Genomic DNA, 22,881 nt, shown 5'->3' with positions numbered 1-22,881 from the left:
ATGCTAGCGGATTAGCGGCGGTTGAGCGCGCCGTAAAGCTCCGGGCGGCGATCGCTGAGATAGCGATTGGCCTGGCGTGAATCGTTCATCAGTTGTCGGTCCAGTTCGCCGACGATCAACGCCTCGTCCAGACCTGCCAGAGCGATGCGGCTGCCGTCCGGCGCGGCAATGCTGCTTTGCCCGCAATACTGGATATCGCCTTCATGTCCGCAGTAATTGGCGTAAGCCACGTAGCACTGGTTTTCGAAGGCGCGGGCACGCACGGTGACATCGGCAACGAAATCGAACGGAATCATGTTGGCCGTCGGCACCACGATCAGCTCGGCGCCGGCCAAGGCCAGGCGCCGCGCGTTTTCCGGAAACTCCAGGTCGTAGCAGATCAGGAAGCCGAGCTTCCAGCCGTTCAGCTCAACCACCGGCAACTCCGCTTCGCCGGAGCTGAACATCGACCGATCGAGGTCGCCGAACAGATGCGACTTTCGATAGTTGCACAGGCGCTCGCCGTGGGCGTCGATCAGTTGCACGGCGTTGTAGATCTGCCCGTCGGCGGTGCGCTCCGGGTAGCCGTAGACGATCGCCAGACCCGCAGCCTTGGCAATCCGGCCGATCTGCTGCGCCCATTCACCGTTATAGACCTCGGCCAGCGTGCTGACCGCTTCGGCGCCGATGTTGTAGCCGGTCATGAACATCTCCGGCAGCACCAGCAGATCGGCGCCTTTGGCCTCCATCGCTACTTGATGCAGGCGATGCAGGTTGGCGGCGGGGTCCAGTGGCAGCGGTGGACATTGGTAAACGGCTACGCGCATCGGGGAATCCTCTTACTCGGGCAGGGCGATAGGGCCGATGTCTTTGAACACATCACCCGGGCCGGGGTTCTCTTTATGTGTGGATCCGCCGAAATGTTTCATGATGCCCCACACCGCGTTGAGCGAAGTCTGCACTGCGCCTTCGACCCACGCCGGTGTCCATGACACGTCGTCGCCGGCGATGAAAATCCCGCGCTGCTCGGCCGGCATGTCGTCCTGCATGAAGTGCGCGTACATGCGCTGGTTGTAGCGGTAATGGCCGGGCAGGGCGCCTTTGAAGGCACCGAGGAAATACGGATCGGCTTCCCACGACACGGTGATCGGGTCGCCGATGATCCGCGCGGCAATGTCTACTTTCGGGTAGATCTTTTTCAGCGCGTTCAACGCCAGCTCAACACGTTTTTCCACCGGATGCGGGAGCATTTTCAACGCGTCGCTCATCCACGAGTACGACAGGCAGATCACCCCCGGCTTGTCGTCGCCGTTGTCGAACAGATAGGTGCCACGGGTCAGGCGATCGGTGAGGGTCATGCTCATCACGTCGCGGCCGGTCTCCGGATCCTTGTCTTTCCAGAATGGCCGGTCGACCATCACGAAGGTTTTCGACGACTGCATGTAGCGCGTGCGGTCGAGGGCCATCCACATCTTCTGCGAGAACAGGGTTTCATCGCATTCGATCTGAGTGGTCAGCAGCCAGCTCTGGCAGGTTGTCAGGACGGCGGCGTATTCGCGGGTGTCACCGTTGTTGTCGGTAACGGCGAAACGGCCCTCCGGTGCGTGAGCAATTTTCTTCACGCCGGAACGCGGCGCGCCACGGTGCAGGGATTTCAGGCTGGTGCCGGCCGGCCAGTGCACACAGCGCTCCGGCACATGGCGCCAAATGCCCTGTGGCACCTGCTCGACGCCACCGACCACCAGGTGTTGGTGATCGTCGCAATTGGTCATCACCACGCGGAAGATTTCCAGCATCGAATTGGGGAAGTCCGAATCCCAGCCGCCGGTGCCGAAACCGACCTGCCCGAACACTTCGCGATGCTGGAACGACAATTTGGCAAAGGCTTTCGAGGTGGCGACGAAGTCATAAAAGGTCCGGTCGTCCCACAGCGGCACCAGCTTGTTCCACAGCTCTTTCAGGCGCGGCACATCGCGATCGCGAATGGCTTGCTGGATATCGGAGAACTGCGAACCGGCTTCCAGCGCATCTGCCCAGGCGTCAGCGACTTCCTGGAACAATGCAGGAAGATCCTTCAGGCTTTCGGCGTAATAGGTTTCGCCTTCCAGATCGATCACGGTACTGCCCGAAGCACCGGTCAGCGGGTTGGGGAAAGGCTTGGTTTCGAGGCCGAGCTTGTCCACGTAGTGATAGAACGCCGTGGAGGACACTGGAAAGCGCATGCCGCCAAGCTCGGCGACGATGGCGTCGGTACCGTTGAAGGCTTGCGAGCGCAGACGACCGCCGAGTTTCGACGCCTCGTACACCACTGGCTTCAAACCGAGTTTCATCAGTTCATACGCAGCCACCAGACCGGCAATGCCCGCCCCGACAATCGCCACCTCAGCGCCATGGTGCTGCTCAGGAATGCTCCCCAGCCCGGCGGGATGCTCGATCCAGTCGTCAAACGCGAACGGAAAGTCCGGACCGAAAATGGTGACAGGTTTTTTTCCGTCTGCAGGATGGCGGTTGTTCTTGTTCATGGCTGACCTTGTTGGCGACCCGACGCAGGGTTCGCGTCTGAGTATAGGAAAAGATGTCAGCCATTCTAGGGAGCGTGGAGCGCGTTAATAAGGCGCAATGTGTCGTCGTTTTGCCTGATTGTTGTGCAGACTGACGATTGCAGGCTGCATACCGACCAAAATGTGGGAGCGAGCCTGCTCGCGAAGAGGCTCTGAAATTCACCCGAGAAGCTCGATCAAAATCTTAAACCGGCTGCCCCCGATCAATCTTGCTGCTCAGAATGATCGACGTCGTGGTCTTCTCCACCCCATCGACGCTGCCAATCTGATCCAGCAACTGATCGAGCTGCTCCGGCGAGTCGGTGCGCAACCACGCCACATAATCAAACTCGCCACTCACTGCGCACAACTGCTGCACCTGCGCCATCGCACTCAAGCGCCGCAGCACGTCCTTGCCGGAACGCGGCTGCACCTTGATCCCGACGTACGCCTGCAAGCCACCATCGACCACACGCTGACCAAGACGCACGCCATAACCGGTGATCACTCTGGCCTTTTCCAGCCGGGCCAGGCGCGACGTCACCGTCGTGCGAGCAATGCCTAGCTGACGGGCGAGCATGGCCACGCTTTCGCGGGCGTTGATTTGCAGCGCGGCGATTAGCTGGCGGTCGATTTCGTCGAGCATGGGTTGGCGGGTGTCTGGCAAGGGGGACTCCGGTGGCATGGGACAATCAGGTTAAGGATGGTACAGGGACAATCGCGTTGGGGCTTTCTGCGTTCTCTCAAACGGATTTTCTTGCGCAGTTCCAGAACGTTGCGCCCGCCAAGACGAAACCCAACCACTCGCCCACAAAAAAGCCGCGCATCAAGCGCGGCTTTTCAATTTGGTGGGCCCACACGGACTCGAACCGTGGACCAAAGGATTATGAGTCCTCTGCTCTAACCAACTGAGCTATAGGCCCTCAGTAGGCCGCGGATTATAGCGACGGTTTCGCGGCTGTGCTATCCGAAAAATCCGATACGGTTACATGCAGAAACGTCGCGGCGAATTCGTCCGGGGGCAGCGGCAGGCTGACGATGTAGCCCTGGATCTGTTCACAACCTTCTGCGGCGAGGAATTGTTGTTGCGCCTGGGTTTCCACGCCTTCGGCAATCACGGTGAATTGCATGCTGCGACCGAGCGCGATGATGGCGCGTACGATCGCTGCGTCGTGGGGGTCGTCAGGCAGTCCGCGGACGAAGGACTGGTCGATCTTGAGGATGTCCAGCGGCAGGCGTTTGAGATAGCTGAGCGAGGAGTAGCCGGTGCCGAAGTCATCGATCGCCAGTTGCACGCCGAGGTGTTTGAGCTGGTGCAGCACTGCCAGCGCCTCTTCGGCCTGACTCATGATGAAATTCTCGGTAATTTCCAGTTGCAGTAAATCCGGCCTGAGGCGGTTGTCCTTGAGCAGTTGCTCGATGCGCACCAACAGGTTCGGCTGACGCAGCTGCGCGCCAGCGAGGTTCACCGAGAGCGGCCCCAGCGGTTGGTAGATTCGGCTCCACTCGAACATTTGCCGGCAAGCGGTCTCCAGCACCCAGTCACCGATCTGCAGGATCATGCCGTTCTCTTCGGCCAGCGGAATGAAATGCTCGGGCGGCACGTCGCCGAAGGTTGGGTGGCGCCAGCGAATCAGCGCCTCTGCACCGACCAGACTGTGGTCGACCAGGCTGATTTTCGGTTGGTAACAGAGAAACAGCTCATCGCGCTCGATGGCGCGGCGCAGTTCGTGTTCCAGCGCTACGCGCTCGCTGGCCTGGGCGGTGAGGTCGCGGGTGTAGCTTTCGACGCGGTTACGCCCCTTGGCTTTGGAGCGGTACATCGCCGCGTCGGCGTTTTTCACCAGTGTGGCGACATCGCAGCCGTCGCGGGGATAAAGGCTGGTGCCGATGCTCGCGCTGATAAAAAACTCGTGTTCGCCGGCCTGGAACGGCGCACCGAAGCAGTTGAGCAGTTTCGTCGCGATGTTGTCGGCGTCACTGGCTTGCTGCAAGCCTGGCAACAGGATGATGAATTCGTCACCGCCCAATCGCGCGACCGTGTCGATATCGCGCAATTGTTCTTTCAAGCGCACGGCAATGCCCTTGAGCAACAGGTCGCCGACCGGGTGGCCGAGGCTGTCGTTGATGTGTTTGAAGCGGTCGAGATCGAGAAACAGCACCGCGCCCTGGCCGCCATTTTCCTGCTGGCTGGTCAGGGCCATTTGCAGGCGACTCTCGAACAAGGTGCGGTTGGGCAAACCGGTGAGGGGGTCGTGGTGAGCCTGGTAATCGAGCTTGGCCTGGGCATGCTTGAGGCTGGAAATATCGGCGAACACCGCGACGAAGTGAGTGATGAACTTGTCGCGATTGCGCACGGCGCTGATGGTCAGCCAGCTCGGGTACAGCTCGCCGTTCTTGCGCCGGTTGGAAATCTCGCCTTGCCAGTGGCCTTCGTCAGTCAATTGGTGCCACATCGCCGCGTAGAAAGCGCTGTCATGCAGCCCTGACGCCAGCAAGCGTGGCGTGTGGCCCAGCGCTTCACTTTCGCTGTAACCGGTGATTTCGGTGAATGCGCGATTGACGGCGCTGATGTGTTGTTGAGTATCGGTGATCAACACGCCCTCGGCGGTGCTCTCGAAAACGGTCGCGGCCTGCTGCAGTTTTTCCTGCATGAGATGGCGTTCGGTGATGTCGCGGGCGATGGTCAGCATGCAATCCTCGTCGCCGATCGGCAGCGGTCGACTGGACACTTCGCACAGGCGAATCTGCCCGTCGCTGCGACGGATGTGGCAAGTGAAGTCGCGTACAAGCCCGTCGCGCTTTAGCAGATCGAGCATCTGCTTGCGTTCGTTGAGGTTGACCCAGATACCCAGGTCCAGTGTCGACCGATCCACCGACATGGCGCTGTTGAAACCGGTGATGCGGCTGAAACCTTCGTTAACCTCCAGCAGCAGGCCGTCGCTCTGGCGCGACAGCAACAGGCCGTCGGGCGACGCATGGAAAGCCTTGGCGAATTTTTCTTCAGAGGTTTGCAGTTGCTGTTGGGTTTCCTTGAGCTGGCTGATGTCGCGTACTACAACCACCAGCGCCGGTGTGGTATCGAGGTCGAAGGGCTCGGCGGAAATCAGCCCGGTGAACAGTTGGCCGTTGTTGCGGCGAAAGGGCATTTCCAGATTACGGATGCTGCCGGCCTGCAAACGCTGCAAGAGGCCCGGCCCCACCCCGGGGATGCCCCAGATATTGAGGTTGGTGGCGGTCTGGCCGATCACCTCCTCGGCCCTGAGGCCGATCTGCTCTTCGAAGGCCTCGTTAACCTCCAGCAGGCAGCCGTCGGACAGGCGCGCAATCACCAGAATGTCCGGGCATTGCTCAAACACCGAAGCGAACTTCTGCTCGGACAGCCGCAGCGCTTCTTCGGTGCGTTTGATTTCGCTGATATCGATCATCAACCCGCGCATCACCGGTTCGTGGCCATGCTCGATCAGGCTGACAATGTCGCGCACCCACAGGCAGCGGCCGTCGGCGGTGATCACGCGATAGTCGACGATGTGATCGCGGCCCTGGCGCAGCGCTTCCCTGCAATAGTTTTGCGTGCGGGTCAGGTCGGCGGGGTGAATGATGTTGTGCCAGAAACCCGGAATCAGCCAGTGAGACTGTGGATACCCGAGCAGGTCTTCAGCATGGGGCGAAACATAGCTGTAGGTGAAGTCGCTCATCCGCGCTTCCCAAGCGATCGCCGACAAGCTCTCCACCAGACCGCGGTAGTGATATTCGCTGCTGCGCAATTCCTGTTCGAGGTCGATGCGCCGGGAGATTTCCGAGCTCAGGCGGCGGTTGATGCGAATCACCACGGCCAGCACCGTCATCAACAACAACAGACCGGGCAGGCCATACATCAGCAGATCTGACCAGAATGTGCGGTGGTCGAGCACATTACCGACCCAATGTTCCTGAATGCTGCTGATTTCCGCCGGTGTCATGTCGGCCAGGACTTTATCGAGAATGCCCACCAACATCTTGTTGTCGCGGGGCACGGCCATCGCCAGTTGATAGCGATACGGGGTTTCGCCGCTGACGTAGAGGCCGTCGAGTTTGAGCTGGCGCAGGCTCCACACGCTGGAAGCCAGATCGCCGACCACCGCGTCCACTTCATCGGTCGCCAGGGCTTGCAGCGCCGAACTGACATTGGGCATGGCCACCAGATTCAGATCGGGATGGTGAGTGCGCAGCAGTTCGTGGGGAGCGTAGTTTTCCACTACGGCGATTTTCAGACCGTACAGGTCGTCGAGTTTGCGCGGCTGGGCCCCGCCGACATGGGCCAGAATGACGATCGGGAAGTCGAGATACGGCCGGGTAAATGACAGGTAATTCTGGCGTTCCGGCGTGGACATGATTCCCGGCAGCAAATCGATCTTGCCTTTTTTCACCTGCTCCAGCACCACTGTCCAGCTTGCGGGCTCGATGGGCGTCAGCTTGATTGCCAGACGTTCACGGATCACCTCGATATAGTCGGCAGCCAGGCCCTGATAGCGGTTCTGATCGTCACGGAACTCGAAGGGCGGCCACGATGCATCAACACCCAGGCGCAAGTCAGGGTGAGCCGCCAGCCAGCTGCGTTCTTCATCGGTGAGAGTCAGCGCGTCAGCCGTGGCGGTGCAGATCATCAATGACAGCAGAAAAAGCACGGGCGCCAGTCTGGGCATAACGCTCTCGTCAGGGCTTGGGATGATTGTTTCGAGTGTAGACGGGGTAAGCGACGGGGAGGGCGGAGCGGGGAATTTAATCTGCCATAAAACAAAACCCCCGGCCTGGGCCGGGGGTTCTGGTATCACTCGTCGAGGAAGGAGCGCAGATGCTCGCTTCGCGTCGGGTGGCGCAGCTTGCGCAGCGCCTTGGCTTCGATCTGACGGATCCGCTCACGCGTTACGTCAAACTGTTTGCCCACCTCTTCGAGCGTGTGGTCGGTGTTCATGTCGATACCGAAACGCATGCGTAGTACCTTGGCTTCACGGGCAGTGAGGCCGGACAGCACTTCGCGAGTCGCTTCCTTCAGGCTTTCCACTGTGGCGACATCGATTGGCGACTGCATGGTCGAGTCTTCGATGAAGTCGCCCAGATGGGAGTCTTCGTCATCACCGATCGGGGTTTCCATGGAGATCGGCTCTTTGGCGATCTTCAGTACCTTGCGGATCTTGTCCTCAGGCATTTCCATGCGTTCGCCCAGCTCTTCCGGAGTCGGTTCGCGACCCATTTCCTGCAACATCTGCCGGGAAATACGGTTGAGCTTGTTGATCGTCTCGATCATGTGCACCGGGATACGGATGGTGCGCGCCTGGTCGGCGATCGAGCGAGTGATCGCCTGACGGATCCACCAGGTGGCATAAGTCGAGAACTTGTAACCGCGACGGTATTCGAACTTGTCCACCGCCTTCATCAGGCCGATGTTGCCTTCCTGGATCAGATCGAGGAATTGCAGGCCGCGGTTGGTGTACTTCTTGGCGATCGAGATCACCAGACGCAGGTTGGCTTCAACCATCTCTTTTTTCGCGCGGCGGGCCTTGGCCTCACCGATCGACATGCGACGGTTGATGTCCTTGATTTCTGCGATGGTCAGGCCGGTCTCGGTTTCCAGCGCAATCAGCTTCTGCTGGCAACGGATGATGTCCGGCTGCACGCGACCGATGGCTTCGGCGTACTTGCTCTTGCCTTTGGCCAGGGCGTCGGACCAGCTTTCGTCGACTTCGTTGCCCGGGAACTGACGCAGGAAATCGGCGCGCGGCATACGTGCATCACGTACGCACAGCTGCATGATCGCGCGCTCTTGCTGACGCAGGCGATCCAGGGCACTGCGTACACGCTCGACCAGGGCTTCGAATTGCTTCGGCACCAGTTTGATCGGCATGAACAGCTCGGCCAGGGCCAGCAACTCGGCAACGGCTGCCTTGTTGTGACGACCGTGCTTTTTCAGGGCCTTGCGGGTGATTTCCATCTGGTCGGCGACGGCACCGAAGCGCTGCGCAGCGATGACCGGATCCGGACCGCTTTCGGCTTCTTCTTCATCGTCGGAAGATTCGGCATCATCGTCGTCGGTATCGTCGTCGGCCTTGACGGCTTTCGGGTCAACCGGCGGCGGCACTTCTGCCGCAGGCGGCGCGATGCCGTCGTCCGGGTCGATATAACCGCTCAGGACGTCGGACAGGCGACCACCTTCGGTGGTGACGCGGGTGTACTCGGAGAGAATGTGGTCAACCGTGCCTGGGAAGTGCGCAATCGCGCTCATAACTTCACGAATGCCTTCTTCGATCCGCTTGGCGATTTCGATTTCGCCTTCACGGGTCAGAAGCTCGACCGTACCCATTTCACGCATGTACATGCGCACCGGGTCAGTGGTGCGACCGATATCGGTCTCCACCGCCGCCAACGCAGCGGCTGCTTCTTCCGCAGCGGCCTCGTCGGTATCGGCGTCGGCCAACATAAGGGCGTCCGCATCCGGAGCACTCTCGTGTACGGGGATCCCCATGTCGTTAATCATGCGGATGATGTCTTCCACCTGCTCCGGATCTGAAATATCCTCGGGCAGGTGGTCGTTGACCTCGGCGTAAGTCAGATACTTCTGCTCACGACCCAGTTTGATCAACTCAATAATACGAGACTGCTGTTGCGCTTTTCCGGACATAACACCCTATCCACTGAAGGTCTTGGCGGGCAAAAAACAAGCCGAGGATTATACCTGAGCTATGACCTCACGCGCCAGTTGAGGTCGGGTTTGATGCGGAAACATTGCGACTTAAAAGGTCGCGCAGTTGATTTTTCTCTTCGACGCTCAGTTCGCTTTGCCGCGCTTTCCTGAGTAACTGTTCGAGATTTCGCTCGCGTTGGCGGGCGGACAAGCTAGTAATGGTGTCGAAAAACTGTTGTTCAAGGTTATCTCCGTCAATCAGCCATTCCTTTTCTGCCAGCGCCTTGAGTAAGCGACCCTGTTCAGTACCGTGCCATCGCGCGATCAGCTGAAATGAGTTTAGCTTGGGATTCTTCTGTACGGCTTCGAGCAGCGCCACAAGCAGCTGGGCGTTGGTCTGATTTTCATCGGCAATGTGCCCGGCGTCTTCGACGCGCTTGGCCAGTTGCGGATGATGGAGCAATGTTCGCAGTGCCGTCAGGGTTGGCGATTCAACGCCAATCGGCGTACGCGGGCGCTGCTGTTCGCGATCGCCACCACGCTTGCCGTTCTTGTCCCACGGTTTCTTGTCCCACTTCTTGCCGCCGGCGCCGGGTTTCTTCGGCGTCCATTCCTGCTGCGGCACATACATGTCCTGCGCCTGCGGCTGATGGTAGTCGCTGTAGTCCGGCATGGCGTCATAATCGAAGCCCGGATCGTAGGCGGGCGGTGCTTCCTGCGGCGCACTCTGAACCAATTGGCTGACGGTTTCGCTGCTCAGGCCAGTGATTTCGGTCAGGCGCTGACGCATGAGAATACGCAGGTTTGCGCCCGGCACCTTGTCGATCAATGGTGCGGCGAGGGTGGCCATGTGCGCCTTGCCCTCAAGAGAGCGCGGGTCGGATTCTTCGGTCAGTTGCTGGAAAAAATAATCGGCCAGCGGCTGCGCGTGCTGATTGATGCGCGCCTTGAATGCGTCGGTGCCTTCCGCGCGAACCAGGGTGTCCGGGTCTTCGCCTTCGGGCAAAAACAGGAACCGCGCGCGACGACCGTCCTGCAGGCACGGCAGGGTCGCTTCCAGTGCACGCCAGGCTGCGTTGCGGCCGGCCTGGTCGCCGTCGAAGCAGAACAACACGTTCGGGACGACGCGGAACAAGCGCTTGAGGTGTTCTTCGCTGGTCGCGGTACCCAGCGTGGCGACGGCATTGCGCAAGCCTTGCTGGGCGAGGGCGATGACGTCCATGTAACCCTCGACGACGATGATTTCGTCGAGGTTGCGATTATTTTTGCGTGCTTCATAAAGGCCGTAGAGTTCCTGGCCTTTATGGAATACCGGTGTTTCCGGTGAGTTCAGGTACTTGGGCTTGTCGTCGCCCAGTACGCGGCCGCCGAAGGCGATGATTCGTCCGCGGGTGTCGCGGATCGGGAACATCACGCGATCGCGGAAGCGATCGTAACGCTTGCCGGTTTCGGCGTTCTCGATCAGCAGGCCGGCTTCGATCATGGCTTTCTGTTGCAGGGTGTCGCTGCTCAGATGCTTGAGCAGGTTGTCCCAGCCCGGCGGCGCAAAACCGAGGCCGAAATCCCGAGCGATCTCGCCCGTCAGCCCGCGCCCCTTGAGGTAATCCACCGCAGCCTTGCGCGACGGATGACTCTTGAGTGCCTGCCGGTAAAAATCAGCGGCGGCGGTCAGCAGCGGGTACAGCGGCGAATCGGTCGGCTGGCGCGGCTTGCGCTCGCGACCGCTTTCTTCGCGGGGGATTTCCATGCCGGCGGCTTTTGCCAGATCTTCGACAGCCTGGGGGAAATCCAGATTGTCGTGATCCATGAGAAAGCCGAGGGCGTTGCCGCCGGCGCCGCAACCGAAGCAGTAATAGAACTGTTTGTCGGGGCTGACGCTGAATGACGGGGTTTTCTCTTTATGGAACGGGCAGCAGGCGGTGTAGTTCTTACCGGCCTTCTTCAATTGCACGCGCGAGCTGACCACGTCGACGATGTCGGTGCGGTTCAGCAGGTCGTCAATGAAGCTCTGGGGAATCAGCCCGGCCATGGCGTTCTCGTCGTCTGCGCTGCAATAAATCCGTTGCGACAGGCCGTCGGACGCGGGCCATTGCTGGAAACGCACAAAAAGTGCGGCTCGACCGGTGTCGTCTGCGGAATCGCTGTCGGGAAGTGTATCTGCCGAAAATCCACTGACGTTAGTACCTATCAGTCTTCGACTATGTGAAAGTGTTGCGCTGAATCCGCTGACGGCCGATTATCGACCTCGGATAGCTCAATAAAGCGGGCACGCATGCAGGTGCCTTGGGCTGATCGTCGTAAGAGGAATCAGTGGGTGTGCTCGTCAGTAGCCTTGAAAGGCTCGTCAGAAAAGACGTGCACCGCTGGCAAAAGAGCCAGGCCTGACGCGGTGAAGCAGATTTGTCTCGGTCGCATCGGCGGCGTCGACGGTGAAGCATCAAGCGTTTTACGCAAATGCCATTAGCCCGGCTGAGGGCCGGGCTTAGGCAAGAAGCTTGCTACGAACGTCTGTGGATTAGTACAGACGAACGGCGCGGCGCTGTTCGCGCTGAACTTTCTTGGCGTGACGCTTAACAGCGGCTGCTGCCTTGCGCTTACGCTCAGAAGTTGGCTTCTCGTAAAATTCGCGGCTACGAACTTCAGCCAGTACACCGGCTTTTTCGCAGGAGCGCTTGAAACGACGCAGAGCTACGTCGAAGGGTTCGTTCTCTTTTACTTTGACGGCTGGCATCCAGAGCTACCTTCATTCATTACCGGGGTCAACATCCTCGCGGCAAAAGAGCACTTGAAGACGTCGGTTTTTAAGGGTTGCGGATGTTAACCCCTCATCGCTCGGAATGCAAAGCCTCTGATCGAAAACCGCTGGTCGGGGCATCACGTGGCGACTATTATGCGCGCCTTCGAATTCAGCCTAAACAAGGCGCAAACCCATGCTAGTACTGGGATTAGAAACCTCCTGCGACGAAACCGGCGTCGCATTGTATGACAGTGAACGCGGTCTGCTGGCCGACGCGCTGTTCAGTCAGATCGACCTGCACCGTGTCTATGGCGGTGTGGTGCCGGAGCTGGCCTCGCGTGACCACGTCAAACGCATGCTGCCCTTGATCCGTCAGGTGTTGGCCGAGGCCGACTGTGTGCCGACCGAGATCGATGCAATCGCCTATACCGCAGGTCCTGGCCTGGTCGGCGCGTTGCTGGTCGGTGCTTCCTGCGCGCAGGCGCTGGCGTTTGCCTGGGGCATTCCGGCTCTCGGTGTGCACCACATGGAAGGCCACTTGCTGGCGCCGATGCTGGAACCGAAACCGCCGGAATTTCCGTTCGTCGCTTTGTTGGTTTCCGGTGGTCATACCCAGTTGGTTCAGGTCGACGGCATTGGCCAATACAGCCTGCTCGGCGAGACGCTCGACGATGCGGCCGGCGAAGCTTTCGACAAAACCGCGAAGATGATGGGCCTCAATTACCCCGGCGGGCCGGAAATCGCCAAGCTGGCCGAGAAGGGCGTCGCAGGACGTTTCACCTTTCCGCGTCCGATGTGTGATCGCCCGGGTCTGGACTTCAGTTTCAGCGGCTTGAAAACCTTCGCCCTCAATACCTGGCAGCAATGCGTCAGCGCCGGGGACGACGGCGAGCAAGCCCGTTGCGACATCGCGCTGGCGTTCCAGCAGGCCGTGGTGGAGACTTTGACCATCAAGTGCAAGCGCGCCCTGAAACAGGCAGGCATGAAGCGACTGGTGATTGCCGGCGGCGTCAGCGCCAACAAGGCGTTGCGGGTTTCGCTGGAAAAGATGCTCGGCGATATGAAGGGTGATGTGTTCTATGCGCGCCCGGAGTTCTGCACCGACAATGGCGCGATGATCGCATTTGCCGGTTGCCAGCGCCTGAAGGCCGGTCAGCAGGAAAGTCTGGCAATCACCGTGCAGGCACGCTGGCCAATGGAGCAGTTGTCGGCGCTGTAATGAGCGACGCTCATGGACGGCAGTCAGAAATGCCGTTCGCGCCCGGCAAACAGGTCGCGTAGATTGCCGCGATGGCGCCAGACAATCAGCAAGGTCAGCGCGCTCATTGGCAGCAAGGCTTCCGGCTCCTGCCAGGCCAGCAACGGCAGGGTCAGTGGCGTGGCAATCAGCGCCGCCAGCGAGCTGGTGCGGGTCAGGTAAAACGTCAGTAGCCAGGCACATACTGCCAGCAGCGCGGCGGGTGGATACAGGCCGAGCAGCATGCCGGCGGCAGTGGCAACGCCTTTGCCGCCACGAAAGCGAAAGTACAAAGGGAACAGGTGACCGATCACGGCGCACACACCAATCCAGGCCTGATCCTGCATTGAAAGGCCCGCGCCCGAGGCGATCAGCACCGGCAGCAGGCCTTTGCACAGATCACCGAGCAGGGTCAGGATCGCCAGTTTGCGACCGGCCAGGCGCAGCATGTTGGTGGCGCCGGCATTACCCGAGCCACTCATTCGCGGATCCGGATTTCCGGTCAGGCGGCTGAGCAAAATGGCAAAGGACAGCGAGCCGAGCAGGTAGGCGAGAATCGCCAGTAACCAAAACATGCTAACTATTCCGGGCGAGGACGCCCTGATTCTAACGGCGCATCGCGCCCTTGTCGTGCAGCGGAGAGAAGTGCTTGGACAGAGTGTTTATCGAGGGCCTGGAAGTCGACACCGTGATCGGTGCCTACGACTGGGAGCGCGGCATCCGTCAGTGCCTGCGTCTTGATCTGAGCTTCGCCTGGGACAATCGCCCGGCCGCCGCCGGTGACGACCTGACCCTGGCGCTCGATTACGCCAGTGTTTCCACGCGCATTCAGGCCTTCGCCGAGCAGGCGCAGTTCCAGCTGGTCGAAACCTTCGCCGAGCGTCTGGTTGAAGTGCTCATGGCCGAATTCAAGATCACTTGGGTGCGACTGAAACTGACCAAGCCGGGCGCCGTTCCAGCGGCCAAGGGTGGTGTGGGTGTGGAGATCGAGCGCGGATGTCGCTGACTCAGGTCTACCTCGGGCTCGGTAGCAATATCGAGCGTGAAACCCATTTGCGCGCCGGTCTCGATGCGCTGGCCACGTTCCTGGTGGATATCCGTTGTTCGGCGGTGTTCGAGAGCCAACCGGTGGGCATCAAGAGCGGGCCGTTCTTCAATTTTGTGGTCTCGGCCTACACGGACCTGCCATTGATAGAGCTTGATCGCCGTTTGAAATTCATCGAGGCGGACAACGGTCGTTATGCCCCGGATCGCAAAGGTCTGCCGCTGGATATCGACGTGCTGCTGTATGGCGATCTGGTGGGTAATTTCGATGGATTGATGCTGCCGCGTGCTGAAATCCTGAAAAATGCCTTTGTGCTGTGGCCGCTGTCGTTGATTGCGCCGGATCGGGTGCATCCGGGGGTGGGCAAGAGCTTTGCGACGTTGTGGGCCGAGGCGCAGATTGATCAGGTGTTGGCACCGGTTGCGTTCGAATGGCGGGGGGAGCAGCTCACGCCTTCGGATTTGCGGTGATATCAAATGCGCTTTCGCGAGCAGGCTCGCTCCCACATTGGATCGAGGTCTCATGTGGGAGCGAGCCTGCTCGCGAAGTTTTTTATCAGGCTGTCGCCGCCTCTTTGTAGGCTTTCAACGCCTTCAGTCGTTCCCGCTTCAGCGCTTCGCCCAGTTCCGGCCCCTTGAATCCCTGCTCCAGCAAAGGCTGCACCGCCACCGCTCGCGCAGCTTTCGCCGCTCCGCGCAAATAATCCGCCTGTGGATAACTGCGCTGCTCCAGGCCCTTGCGGCCACGGGCGTCCATCTCGCACGCGGCGATAAATTCCTCGAAGCGCTGTGGCCGGCGATAGATATCGAAACTTTGCAGCAACTCCAACAGCGTCGAGGCTTTCAACTCGAGCGCCCGATGCCCATGGGTGTGATACTGGCCGACCAGCAGCGCCAGTTCCTGACAGTCCTTGGGGACCTTGAAGCGCTCGTTGACCGCTTTGATCAGCTTCAGCCCGGTGTGCTCATGGGCGATATGCCTGGGCCATTCTTCTTCCGGCGTCAGGCCTTTACCAAGGTCATGCAGCAGGCAGGCCCAGCGCACCGTCAGTGGTTGTTTGTGCAGGGCTGATTGCTCCAGCACGCTCAGGGTGTGCAGGCCTGTGTCGATTTCCGGGTGGTGGGTCTCTGGCTGTGGCACGCCGAACAAGGCGTCGACTTCCGGCATTAGCTCTTTGAGTGCGCCACAGTCGCGCAAGACCTGGATGAACACCTGCGGGTGGTCTTCCATCAGTGCCCGGGAAATCTCCTTCCAGCTACGTTCGGCAGTCAGCGCCTGCAATTCGCCGGACTCACTGAGCTGGCGCATCAAGTCCATGGTCTCATCGGCGACCGTAAAGCCCAATCCTGCGTAGCGCGCAGCAAAACGGGCAACACGCAGGACACGGAGCGGATCTTCGGCGAATGCCGGGGATACATGGCGCAGGATTCGTGCTTCGAGATCGCGCTGACCATGGTACGGATCGGTCAGGTTGAGCTGATCGTCCTCGGCCATGGCATTGATCGTCAGGTCGCGGCGAATCAGGTCTTCTTCAAGCGTCACTTCGGGACTTGCGTAGAAGGTGAAGCCGCCGTAACCCCGGCCACTCTTGCGTTCCGTACGGGCGAGGGCATATTCCTCACCGGTTTTGGGGTGCAGAAACACCGGAAAGTCGGCGCCAACCGGGCGGTATCCCTTGGCGAGCATTTCCTCCGTGGTGGCGCCCACCACGACCCTGTCGATGTCAGCGACCGGCAACCCCAACAGGCGATCACGTACTGCGCCGCCAACCTTGTAAACCTGCATAAAAAACCTCCGTCAGTCCGACAGGATAACCCTTGCGTCAGACTTTCGGAGGCCGGAACCGGATCAAAGATGAATCACGGCCAGATCGAGCCGGCCGTAATCGCCTTCGCTGTGTTCACTGCGTGGCGGCACGTGATGGGTTTTCATGATCTGGTCGCCTTGCAGGGTTTCCAGATGAATGTCGAAGCCCCAGAGCCGGTGCAGGTGCTTGAGGACTTCTTCGGTGGAGTCGCCCAAGGGTTTGCGGTCGTGCTGCTGATGGCGCAGGGTCAGCGAGCGATCACCGCGCCGATCGATGCTGTAAATCTGCACGTTCGGCTCACGATTGCCGAGGTTGTATTGCGCTGCCAGGGTTTCACGGATGATGCGGTAGCCGCCCTCATCATGAATGGCCGGCACCAGCAAGTCGTCTTTCTGGTCGTCATCGAGAATGCTGAACAGCTTTAGATCACGGATCACCTTGGGCGACAGGTACTGCAGGATGAAGCTCTCATCCTTGAAACTGCTCATGGCGAACTTGATGGTCGACAGCCAGTCGGAACCGGCGATGTCCGGGAACCAGCGGCGATCCTCTTCGGTAGGCTCTTCGCACATGCGCCGAATGTCGCGGTACATGGCGAAACCCAATGCATAGGGGTTGATGCCGCTGTAGTACGGACTGTCAAAGCCAGGCTGAAACACCACGCTGGTGTGCGAGGTGAGGAACTCCATCATGAAACCGTCGGTCACCAGGCCTTCGTCATACAGGTCATTCATCAGCGTGTAATGCCAGAACGTTGCCCAGCCTTCGTTCATGACTTGGGTCTGGCGCTGCGGATAGAAGTACTGGGCGATCTTGCGCACGATGCGCACGATCTCGCGCTGCCAGGGTTCCAGCAGCGGCGCGTGTTTCTCGATGAAATAGAGGATGTTTTCCTGCGGTTCGGCCGGGAAGCGGGCGTTGTCCTTGTCGCTGTATTTGTCCGCGCCTTTGGGAATGGTGCGCCACAGATCATTGATCTGCTTCTGCATGTGCTCTTCGCGATCCTTCTGCCGCCGGCGCTCTTCTTCGGCGGAAATCGGATACGGGCGCTTGTAGCGGTCGACACCGTAATTCATCAGGGCATGGCAGGAATCGAGCAGGTCTTCCACGGCATCGATGCCGTGGCGCTCTTCGCACTGCATGATGTACTGCTTGGCGAACACCAGGTAATCGATGATTGAACTGGCATCGGTCCAGGTGCGGAACAGGTAGTTGCCCTTGAAAAAACTGTTGTGGCCATAGCAGGCGTGAGCCACCACCAGCGCCTGCATGCAGATGGTGTTTTCTTCCATCAGATAGGCGATGCACGGGTCGGAGTTGATGACGATCTCGTAGGCGAGGCCCATCTGTCCGCGACTGTAGGATTTTTCGGTACTGAGGAAGTGTTTGCCGTAGGACCAGTGGTGGTAACCCAACGGCATGCCCACCGAGGCATAGGCGTCCATCATCTGCTCGGCGGTAATCACTTCGATCTGGTTGGGATAGGTATCCAGCGCGTAACGGGCCGCGATCCGGGCGATTTCGCGGTCGTAGGTCTGGATCAGCTCGAATGTCCATTCGGAGCCGGTGGATATGGGTTGGCGCTTCTGCTCTTTGGCGGTCATGTCACTAACCTGCGCTGGAAGAGTTCACGGAAGACCGGATAGATATCTCCGGCCGAGACCAGTTGCTGCTGGGCAAACGTGTCAGAGAAGGCTTCGGCGATGCGTTCGTACTCGTACCACAGAGCCTGATGTTCGCGCGGGGTGATCTCCACGTAAGTGTAGTACTGCACAAACGGCATGATCTGATTGATCAGGATGTCGCGGCAGATCGGCGAATCGTCGTTCCAGTTGTCGCCGTCGGAGGCCTGAGCGGCGTAGATGTTCCACTCGTTGCTCGGATAGCGCTCGGCCATGATTTCCTGCATCAGCTTCAGGGCGCTGGAAACAATGGTGCCGCCGGTCTCACGAGAATAGAAAAACTCCTCTTCGTCCACTTCCCGGGCGCTGGTGTGGTGACGGATGAACACCACGTCGATCTTGTCGTAGTTACGCTTGAGAAACAGGTACAGCAGGATGAAAAAGCGCTTGGCGATGTCCTTGGTGGCCTGCGTCATAGAACCGGACACGTCCATCAGGCAGAACATCACTGCTTTGGAACTGGGATTGGGTTGCTTGACCAACAGGTTGTATTTCAAGTCGAAGGTGTCGAGGAACGGCACGCGGTGAATGCGCGCGCTGAGTTTCTCGATTTCAGCTTCGAGTTCCTGAATATCGCCGAAGTTGTCCGGTTCTTCGCGCTTGAGCCGCGCCAGTTCTTCTTTGGCTTCGCGAAGCTTTGCGCGGCTGCTGCCGGACAGAGCAATACGACGTGCATGTGCTGAGCGCAGGGTGCGGATGATATTGATGCGTGAAGGGTTACCTTCGTTGCTGATCCCGGCGCGTACGGTTTTGAATGTGTCGGTGCCGGTCAGGTTGCGTTTGACCAGGTTCGGCAGTTCCAGGTCTTCGAACATGAATTCGAGAAATTCTTCCTGAGTGATCTGGAAGACGAACTCGTCCATTCCTTCGCCTGAATTGCCGGCCTTGCCCGGGCCGCGCCCACCGCCGCCGCCCGGTGGACGGGCGATATGTTCACCGGCCGTGAACTCTTTGTTACCGGGATGCACCACGGTCTGTTTGCCGCCGCGTCCGTGATGGAGCACCGGTTCGTCGATGTCGCGACCGGGAATGCTGATCTGTTCACCGTGCTCCATATCGGTGATGGAACGGCGACTGACTGCCTCTTCGACAGCCTTTTTGATGTGGTCACGGTAACGCCGCAGAAAACGCTGGCGGTTCACCGTGCTCTTGTTTTTGCCATTGAGGCGTCGGTCGATCACATAGCTCATAAGGCCCCTCCGGGGAGCTTCAAGTTTTGAGCTGCAAGCTGCAAGTAGAGGCCGATTCACCCGGATGGGGATTCACGCGCGTTCTCCTTGCAGCTTGTGGCTTATAGCTTGCAGCTGCCTCACTGCGACTTGCGGACCCGCAGGTACCATTCGGACAGCAGGCGTACCTGTTTATCGGTGTAGCCACGTTCAACCATTCGCGTAACGAAGTCGTTGTGTTTTTGCTGATCCTCCTTGCTGGCCTTGGCGTTGAAGCTGATGACGGGCAGCAGGTCTTCGGTGTTGGAGAACATTTTCTTCTCGATGACCACCCGCAGTTTTTCGTAGCTGAGCCAGGTCGGGTTCTTGCCGTTGTTGTTGGCCCGGGCGCGCAGGACAAAGTTGACGATCTCGTTGCGGAAATCCTTCGGATTGCTGATTCCGGCCGGTTTTTCGATTTTTTCCAGCTCTTCGTTCAGGGCCACGCGGTTGAGGATCTCGCCGGTTTCCGGGTCGCGATACTCCTGATCCTGAATCCAGAAATCCGCGTACAGCACGTAGCGATCGAAGATGTTCTGGCCGTATTCGCTGTAGGACTCCAGATAAGCGGTCTGGATTTCCTTGCCGATAAACTCGATGTAGCGCGGCGCCAGGTACTCCTTCAGATAGCGCAGGTAACGTTCGCGGGTTTCGGCCTGGAACTGTTCCTGTTCGATCTGTTGTTCCAGCACATAGAGCAGGTGCACCGGGTTGGCGGCGATTTCATGCGGATCGAAGTTGAACACCTTGGAGAGGATCTTGAAGGCGAAGCGGGTCGACAGGCCGTTCATGCCTTCGTCGACACCGGCCGAATCGCGGTACTCCTGAATCGACTTGGCCTTCGGATCGGTGTCTTTCAGGTTTTCGCCGTCGTAGACGCGCATCTTCGAATAGATGTTGGAGTTTTCCGGCTCCTTGAGGCGCGACAGCACAGTGAACTGCGCGAGCATTTTCAGGGTGTCCGGTGCGCAGTGCGCCTTGGACAGGGAACTGTTGAAAAGCAGTTTGTCGTAGATCTTCACTTCGTCGCTGACGCGCAGGCAGTACGGCACTTTGACGATGTAGATCCGGTCGATGAACGCCTCGTTGTTCTTGTTGTTGCGGAAGGTGTGCCACTCCGATTCATTGGAGTGAGCCAGCAGGATGCCGGTAAACGGAATCGCGCCGAGGCCTTCGGTACTGTTGTAGTTGCCCTCCTGGGTAGCAGTCAGCAATGGGTGCAGCACCTTGATCGGCGCCTTGAACATTTCGACGAATTCCATCAAGCCCTGGTTGGCCCGGCACAGCGCACCGGAGTAGCTATAGGCGTCAGCGTCGTTCTGTGGGAATTCTTCGAGTTTGCGGATATCGACCTTGCCGACCAGCGCCGAGATGTCCTGGTTGTTCTCGTCACCGGGTTCGGTCTTGGCCACGGCAATCTGATTGAGGATCGATGGGTACAGCTTGACCACGCGGAACTGGCTGATGTCGCCGCCGAATTCGGCCAGGCGCTTGGTCGCCCAGGGCGACATGATGGTGTTCAGGTAGCGCCGTGGAATGCCGAAATCTTCCTCGAGGATCGCGCCATCTTCGGTGGCGTTGAACAGACCCAGAGGCGACTCGAAGACCGGCGAGCCCTTGATGGCATAAAAGGGCACTTTCTCCATCAGCTGTTTCAGCTTCTCGGCCAGGGACGATTTACCGCCACCGACGGGGCCGAGCAGATAAAGAATCTGTTTCTTCTCTTCCAGGCCTTGGGCGGCGTGGCGGAAATACGAGACGATCTGGTCGATGCATTCTTCCATCCCGTGGAAGTCTTCAAAGGCCGGATAGCGGCGGATCACCTTGTTGGAGAAGATGCGCGACAGCCTCGAATTGGTCGAAGTGTCGAGCAGTTCCGGTTCGCCGATCGCCATCAACAGACGTTCGGCGGCGGAAACGTAGGCGCTGCGATCGTTTTTGCACAGCTCCAGGTACTCCTGCAGAGAGAGTTCTTCCTGGCGTGTGGATTCGAAGCGTTGTTGGAAGTGGCTAAAGATACTCATGACGTCACCTCGCTCGATACGTGGAGCCGACGCCGGATCACTCAGTCGATGCTGGCAGCAGTCGCTGTGGCAGCTGCTGTTTACCCCCCAGAATTCTCCCACGGTCGACAAACCGCGAAAGCTACTCCCGATGACCCGCGCGCCGGTGTACCGGCTCTCCCCTGTTTTGGATGGCCTGCGCTTAAGGATAGTTGGGAATTCGAGAGGTAAAGGCGAGATACGTAATTAGTTGTGGCAGACCGTTCGTCTGCCGCGCGCAGGCCCACGGCAGCCGGGGCCTGCGCTGCGCAAAAAAATTATTCGGCGGTGCCTTGCGCGGTTTCCGACGGATAAGTCGTACGCCACAGCTCAAAGCCGCCGTCCATGCTGTAAACGTCGGAGAAGCCTTGGCTGACCAGATAGGCGGCTGCGCCCTGGCTGGAATTGCCGTGGTAGCAGACCACGACGGTCGGTGCATCGAGGTCGGCGCCTTGAATGAAAGCGTGCAGGGAATGGTTGTCGAGATGTTTGGAGCCGCTGATGTGCAGCGCGGCAAAGGTCGCCGGATCGCGTACGTCGACTACGACTGCGCCCTGTTCACGCAGGGCCTGCGCCTGTTCCGGGGGGATTCGTTTGAATTCGGTCATGACAAAGTACCTGTTGCTCTACTGAAGGCGCAGTCTAACGCGAGGCGTTGACGGGCGAATCGTTAGGGGTGAGTGGGGCGACTGATGGCGCAAGTCCGCCGTGCTCGTCGCATTTGCATGACAGGCGTTCGCCGCTGTCGACGTTCATAAGCGTCAGACTGCCGCCCCATACGCATCCGGTGTCCAGCGCGGAAATGCCCGGCTCGTGGATATTGCCCTCGAGCGCCGCCCAGTGACCGAAGATGATGCGCAGGCCTTTGGTCTTGCGCTCCTTGTGCTGAAACCACGGCTTGTAGCCGGGTGGGGCGCTGTCGAGGCCTTCCTTGCTTTTGAGGTCGAGCTTGCCCTCGGCGGTGCAAAAGCGCATGCGTGTGAAGTAATTGGTGATCACTCGCAGACGATCAATGCCTTTGAGGTCGTTGTCCCATTTTGCCGGCTCGTTGCCGTACATACCGTCAAGGTAGGCGGGGAATACGTTGTCGTCACGCAGGGCGGTCTCGACTTCGGCGGCGCACTTCAACGCACGGCGCAGCGACCACTGCGGCGGGATGCCGGCATGGACCATCGCAACATCGCGTGTTTCATCGTAATGCATCAGCTTCTGCTGGCGCAGCCATTCCATCAGCTGCGGCCCATCGGGGGCCTCGATGATTTCGCGCAGTGTGTCGCTTTTCTTCAAACGCTCGATCTTCTTCGCGGCGGCCAGCAGGTGCAGGTCGTGATTGCCGAGCACGCAGACCAGCGACTCACGCATGCCAAAGAGAAAACGCAGGGTTTCCAGCGACTGCGGGCCACGGTTGACCAGATCGCCGACCAGCCACAGCCGGTCAAGCGCCGGGTCGAAGGCAACTTGTTTGAGCAGGCACTTGAGCGGTTCGAGGCAGCCTTGCAGGTCACCGACGGCATACGTCGTCATCAGTGCAGGGCTCCGGGCACGGCGAGGCGAAACGGTTCAATGATTGCATCGAAATGTTTGCCGTCGTCGGCGAGCATTTGATAAGTGCCCTGCATGGTGCCGACCTTGGTGGTCATCACTGTGCCGCTGGTGTAGACATGGCTCTTGCCTACATCGATCGACGGTTGCTGGCCGACGACGCCTTCACCGCGCACGTGTTCGACATGGCCGTCACCATCGGTGATCACCCAGTGCCGGGACAGAAGCTTGGCCGCAACCTTGCCGTTGTTCTGTACGGTGATGGTGTACGCGAAGGCGAAACGGTCGTGTTCGGGTTGCGATTGGTCTGGCAGATAGCGGGTGACGACGCTGACATCGACCTGATAACGGGAATCGGACATGCAAGAAGGCCTTAACGAAGCGGAACGCGGGGCGTAGCT

The 22,881-nt window shown here is 59.3% G+C and carries 18 protein-coding genes and 1 tRNA gene; 3 read left to right on the top strand and 16 right to left on the bottom strand.

The annotated features are described in order from the left end of the window. Positions 1-11: 11 nt before the first annotated feature. The 8 genes from NF676_RS24700 to rpsU form a co-directional block, all read right to left on the bottom strand. Entirely contained in the window at positions 12-806 is a 795-nt protein-coding gene (locus NF676_RS24700) for a carbon-nitrogen hydrolase family protein (protein WP_095181404.1), read from the bottom strand. Positions 807-818: 12 nt separating this feature from the next. Then, the gene (locus tag NF676_RS24695; protein ID WP_024014552.1) at positions 819-2,501 is read right to left on the bottom strand and encodes a flavin monoamine oxidase family protein; all 1,683 of its coding nucleotides are present in this window, start codon (positions 2,499-2,501) and stop codon (positions 819-821) included. A 223-nt stretch (positions 2,502-2,724) separates the two neighbouring features. Then, positions 2,725-3,186, bottom strand: a complete 462-nt coding sequence (locus tag NF676_RS24690; protein ID WP_095181405.1) for an Lrp/AsnC family transcriptional regulator — start codon at positions 3,184-3,186, stop codon at positions 2,725-2,727. A gap of 179 nt (positions 3,187-3,365) precedes the next feature. Next, positions 3,366-3,442, bottom strand: a tRNA-Ile gene (locus NF676_RS24685). 15 nt (positions 3,443-3,457) lie between these two features. After that, the gene (locus tag NF676_RS24680; protein ID WP_252886891.1) at positions 3,458-7,204 is read right to left on the bottom strand and encodes a bifunctional diguanylate cyclase/phosphodiesterase; all 3,747 of its coding nucleotides are present in this window, start codon (positions 7,202-7,204) and stop codon (positions 3,458-3,460) included. Between the two features lie 125 nt (positions 7,205-7,329). Beyond that, positions 7,330-9,177, bottom strand: coding sequence for an RNA polymerase sigma factor RpoD (gene rpoD, locus NF676_RS24675; protein WP_024014550.1), 1,848 nt, complete (start codon positions 9,175-9,177; stop codon positions 7,330-7,332). 67 nt (positions 9,178-9,244) lie between these two features. Then, a complete protein-coding gene (gene dnaG, locus NF676_RS24670) occupies positions 9,245-11,209 on the bottom strand; it encodes a DNA primase (RefSeq protein WP_252887988.1) in 1,965 nt (654 codons plus the stop codon). Positions 11,210-11,695: 486 nt separating this feature from the next. After that, entirely contained in the window at positions 11,696-11,911 is a 216-nt protein-coding gene (gene rpsU / locus NF676_RS24665) for a 30S ribosomal protein S21 (RefSeq protein WP_002551877.1), read from the bottom strand. A gap of 199 nt (positions 11,912-12,110) precedes the next feature. On the opposite strand from rpsU, the gene tsaD reads away from it, so the two are divergent. Next, entirely contained in the window at positions 12,111-13,136 is a 1,026-nt protein-coding gene (tsaD, locus tag NF676_RS24660) for a tRNA (adenosine(37)-N6)-threonylcarbamoyltransferase complex transferase subunit TsaD (RefSeq protein ID WP_039757706.1), read from the top strand. Positions 13,137-13,159: 23 nt separating this feature from the next. On the opposite strand, the gene plsY is transcribed toward tsaD, so the two are convergent. Beyond that, complete coding sequence (gene plsY / locus NF676_RS24655; RefSeq protein WP_252886890.1) at positions 13,160-13,729, bottom strand: glycerol-3-phosphate 1-O-acyltransferase PlsY; 570 nt, start codon at positions 13,727-13,729, stop codon at positions 13,160-13,162. Positions 13,730-13,803: 74 nt separating this feature from the next. Here plsY and folB point away from each other — a divergent pair, with 74 nt between their 5' ends. Together folB and folK are read left to right on the top strand one after the other, a co-directional pair. Beyond that, positions 13,804-14,160 carry a dihydroneopterin aldolase gene (gene folB / locus NF676_RS24650; RefSeq protein ID WP_016772885.1) on the top strand — a complete coding sequence of 119 codons (357 nt, stop codon included), beginning with the start codon at positions 13,804-13,806 and terminating at the stop codon, positions 14,158-14,160. Beyond that, on the top strand, positions 14,151-14,669 hold the full coding sequence (folK, locus tag NF676_RS24645) for a 2-amino-4-hydroxy-6-hydroxymethyldihydropteridine diphosphokinase (protein WP_252886889.1): 519 nt from the start codon (positions 14,151-14,153) through the stop codon (positions 14,667-14,669). The genes folB and folK overlap by 10 nt, the downstream gene beginning before the upstream one ends. A gap of 85 nt (positions 14,670-14,754) precedes the next feature. On the opposite strand, the gene NF676_RS24640 is transcribed toward folK, so the two are convergent. From NF676_RS24640 to apaG, 7 genes are all read right to left on the bottom strand, one after another. Continuing rightward, positions 14,755-15,984, bottom strand: a complete 1,230-nt coding sequence (locus NF676_RS24640; protein ID WP_252886888.1) for a multifunctional CCA addition/repair protein — start codon at positions 15,982-15,984, stop codon at positions 14,755-14,757. A 63-nt stretch (positions 15,985-16,047) separates the two neighbouring features. Next, complete coding sequence (locus NF676_RS24635) at positions 16,048-17,610, bottom strand: SpoVR family protein (RefSeq protein WP_024014545.1); 1,563 nt, start codon at positions 17,608-17,610, stop codon at positions 16,048-16,050. Further along, positions 17,607-18,878 (bottom strand): YeaH/YhbH family protein, encoded by a 1,272-nt coding sequence (locus NF676_RS24630; RefSeq protein ID WP_039757709.1) that lies wholly within the window; start codon positions 18,876-18,878, stop codon positions 17,607-17,609. Before NF676_RS24630 ends, NF676_RS24635 begins: the two co-directional genes overlap by 4 nt. A gap of 119 nt (positions 18,879-18,997) precedes the next feature. Then, a complete protein-coding gene (locus NF676_RS24625; RefSeq protein WP_016772892.1) occupies positions 18,998-20,920 on the bottom strand; it encodes a PrkA family serine protein kinase in 1,923 nt (640 codons plus the stop codon). Positions 20,921-21,216: 296 nt separating this feature from the next. Next, the gene (gene glpE / locus NF676_RS24620) at positions 21,217-21,546 is read right to left on the bottom strand and encodes a thiosulfate sulfurtransferase GlpE (protein ID WP_095181409.1); all 330 of its coding nucleotides are present in this window, start codon (positions 21,544-21,546) and stop codon (positions 21,217-21,219) included. Positions 21,547-21,580: 34 nt separating this feature from the next. Further along, positions 21,581-22,462 carry a symmetrical bis(5'-nucleosyl)-tetraphosphatase gene (locus NF676_RS24615; RefSeq protein WP_056786666.1) on the bottom strand — a complete coding sequence of 294 codons (882 nt, stop codon included), beginning with the start codon at positions 22,460-22,462 and terminating at the stop codon, positions 21,581-21,583. Next, positions 22,462-22,842: a Co2+/Mg2+ efflux facilitator ApaG/CorD gene (gene apaG / locus NF676_RS24610; RefSeq protein WP_095181410.1), complete on the bottom strand. Its 381-nt coding sequence runs from the start codon at positions 22,840-22,842 to the stop codon at positions 22,462-22,464. Before apaG ends, NF676_RS24615 begins: the two co-directional genes overlap by 1 nt. Positions 22,843-22,881 lie beyond the last annotated feature (39 nt).

Origin of the sequence: Pseudomonas siliginis (genome assembly GCF_024072275.1) — a bacterium.
GTDB lineage: Bacteria > Pseudomonadota > Gammaproteobacteria > Pseudomonadales > Pseudomonadaceae > Aquipseudomonas > Aquipseudomonas siliginis.
This window is presented reverse-complemented; position numbering and strand designations above follow the sequence as displayed.

Excerpts from the sequence above, each read along its gene's own strand:
- NF676_RS24640 (WP_252886888.1), bottom strand. The coding sequence starts at position 15,984 with ATGCAGGTTTACAAGGTTGGCGGCGCAGTACGTGATCGCCTGTTGGGG.
- tsaD (WP_039757706.1), top strand. The coding sequence starts at position 12,111 with ATGCTAGTACTGGGATTAGAAACCTCCTGCGACGAAACCGGCGTCGCA.
- NF676_RS24630 (WP_039757709.1), bottom strand. The coding sequence starts at position 18,878 with ATGAGCTATGTGATCGACCGACGCCTCAATGGCAAAAACAAGAGCACG.
- folK (WP_252886889.1), top strand. The coding sequence starts at position 14,151 with ATGTCGCTGACTCAGGTCTACCTCGGGCTCGGTAGCAATATCGAGCGT.
- rpsU (WP_002551877.1), bottom strand. The coding sequence starts at position 11,911 with ATGCCAGCCGTCAAAGTAAAAGAGAACGAACCCTTCGACGTAGCTCTG.
- NF676_RS24695 (WP_024014552.1), bottom strand. The coding sequence starts at position 2,501 with ATGAACAAGAACAACCGCCATCCTGCAGACGGAAAAAAACCTGTCACC.
- glpE (WP_095181409.1), bottom strand. The coding sequence starts at position 21,546 with ATGACCGAATTCAAACGAATCCCCCCGGAACAGGCGCAGGCCCTGCGT.
- dnaG (WP_252887988.1), bottom strand. The coding sequence starts at position 11,209 with ATGGCCGGGCTGATTCCCCAGAGCTTCATTGACGACCTGCTGAACCGC.
- NF676_RS24700 (WP_095181404.1), bottom strand. The coding sequence starts at position 806 with ATGCGCGTAGCCGTTTACCAATGTCCACCGCTGCCACTGGACCCCGCC.
- NF676_RS24625 (WP_016772892.1), bottom strand. The coding sequence starts at position 20,920 with ATGAGTATCTTTAGCCACTTCCAACAACGCTTCGAATCCACACGCCAG.
- plsY (WP_252886890.1), bottom strand. The coding sequence starts at position 13,729 with ATGTTTTGGTTACTGGCGATTCTCGCCTACCTGCTCGGCTCGCTGTCC.
- NF676_RS24615 (WP_056786666.1), bottom strand. The coding sequence starts at position 22,462 with ATGACGACGTATGCCGTCGGTGACCTGCAAGGCTGCCTCGAACCGCTC.
- NF676_RS24680 (WP_252886891.1), bottom strand. The coding sequence starts at position 7,204 with ATGCCCAGACTGGCGCCCGTGCTTTTTCTGCTGTCATTGATGATCTGC.
- NF676_RS24635 (WP_024014545.1), bottom strand. The coding sequence starts at position 17,610 with ATGACCGCCAAAGAGCAGAAGCGCCAACCCATATCCACCGGCTCCGAA.
- rpoD (WP_024014550.1), bottom strand. The coding sequence starts at position 9,177 with ATGTCCGGAAAAGCGCAACAGCAGTCTCGTATTATTGAGTTGATCAAA.
- apaG (WP_095181410.1), bottom strand. The coding sequence starts at position 22,842 with ATGTCCGATTCCCGTTATCAGGTCGATGTCAGCGTCGTCACCCGCTAT.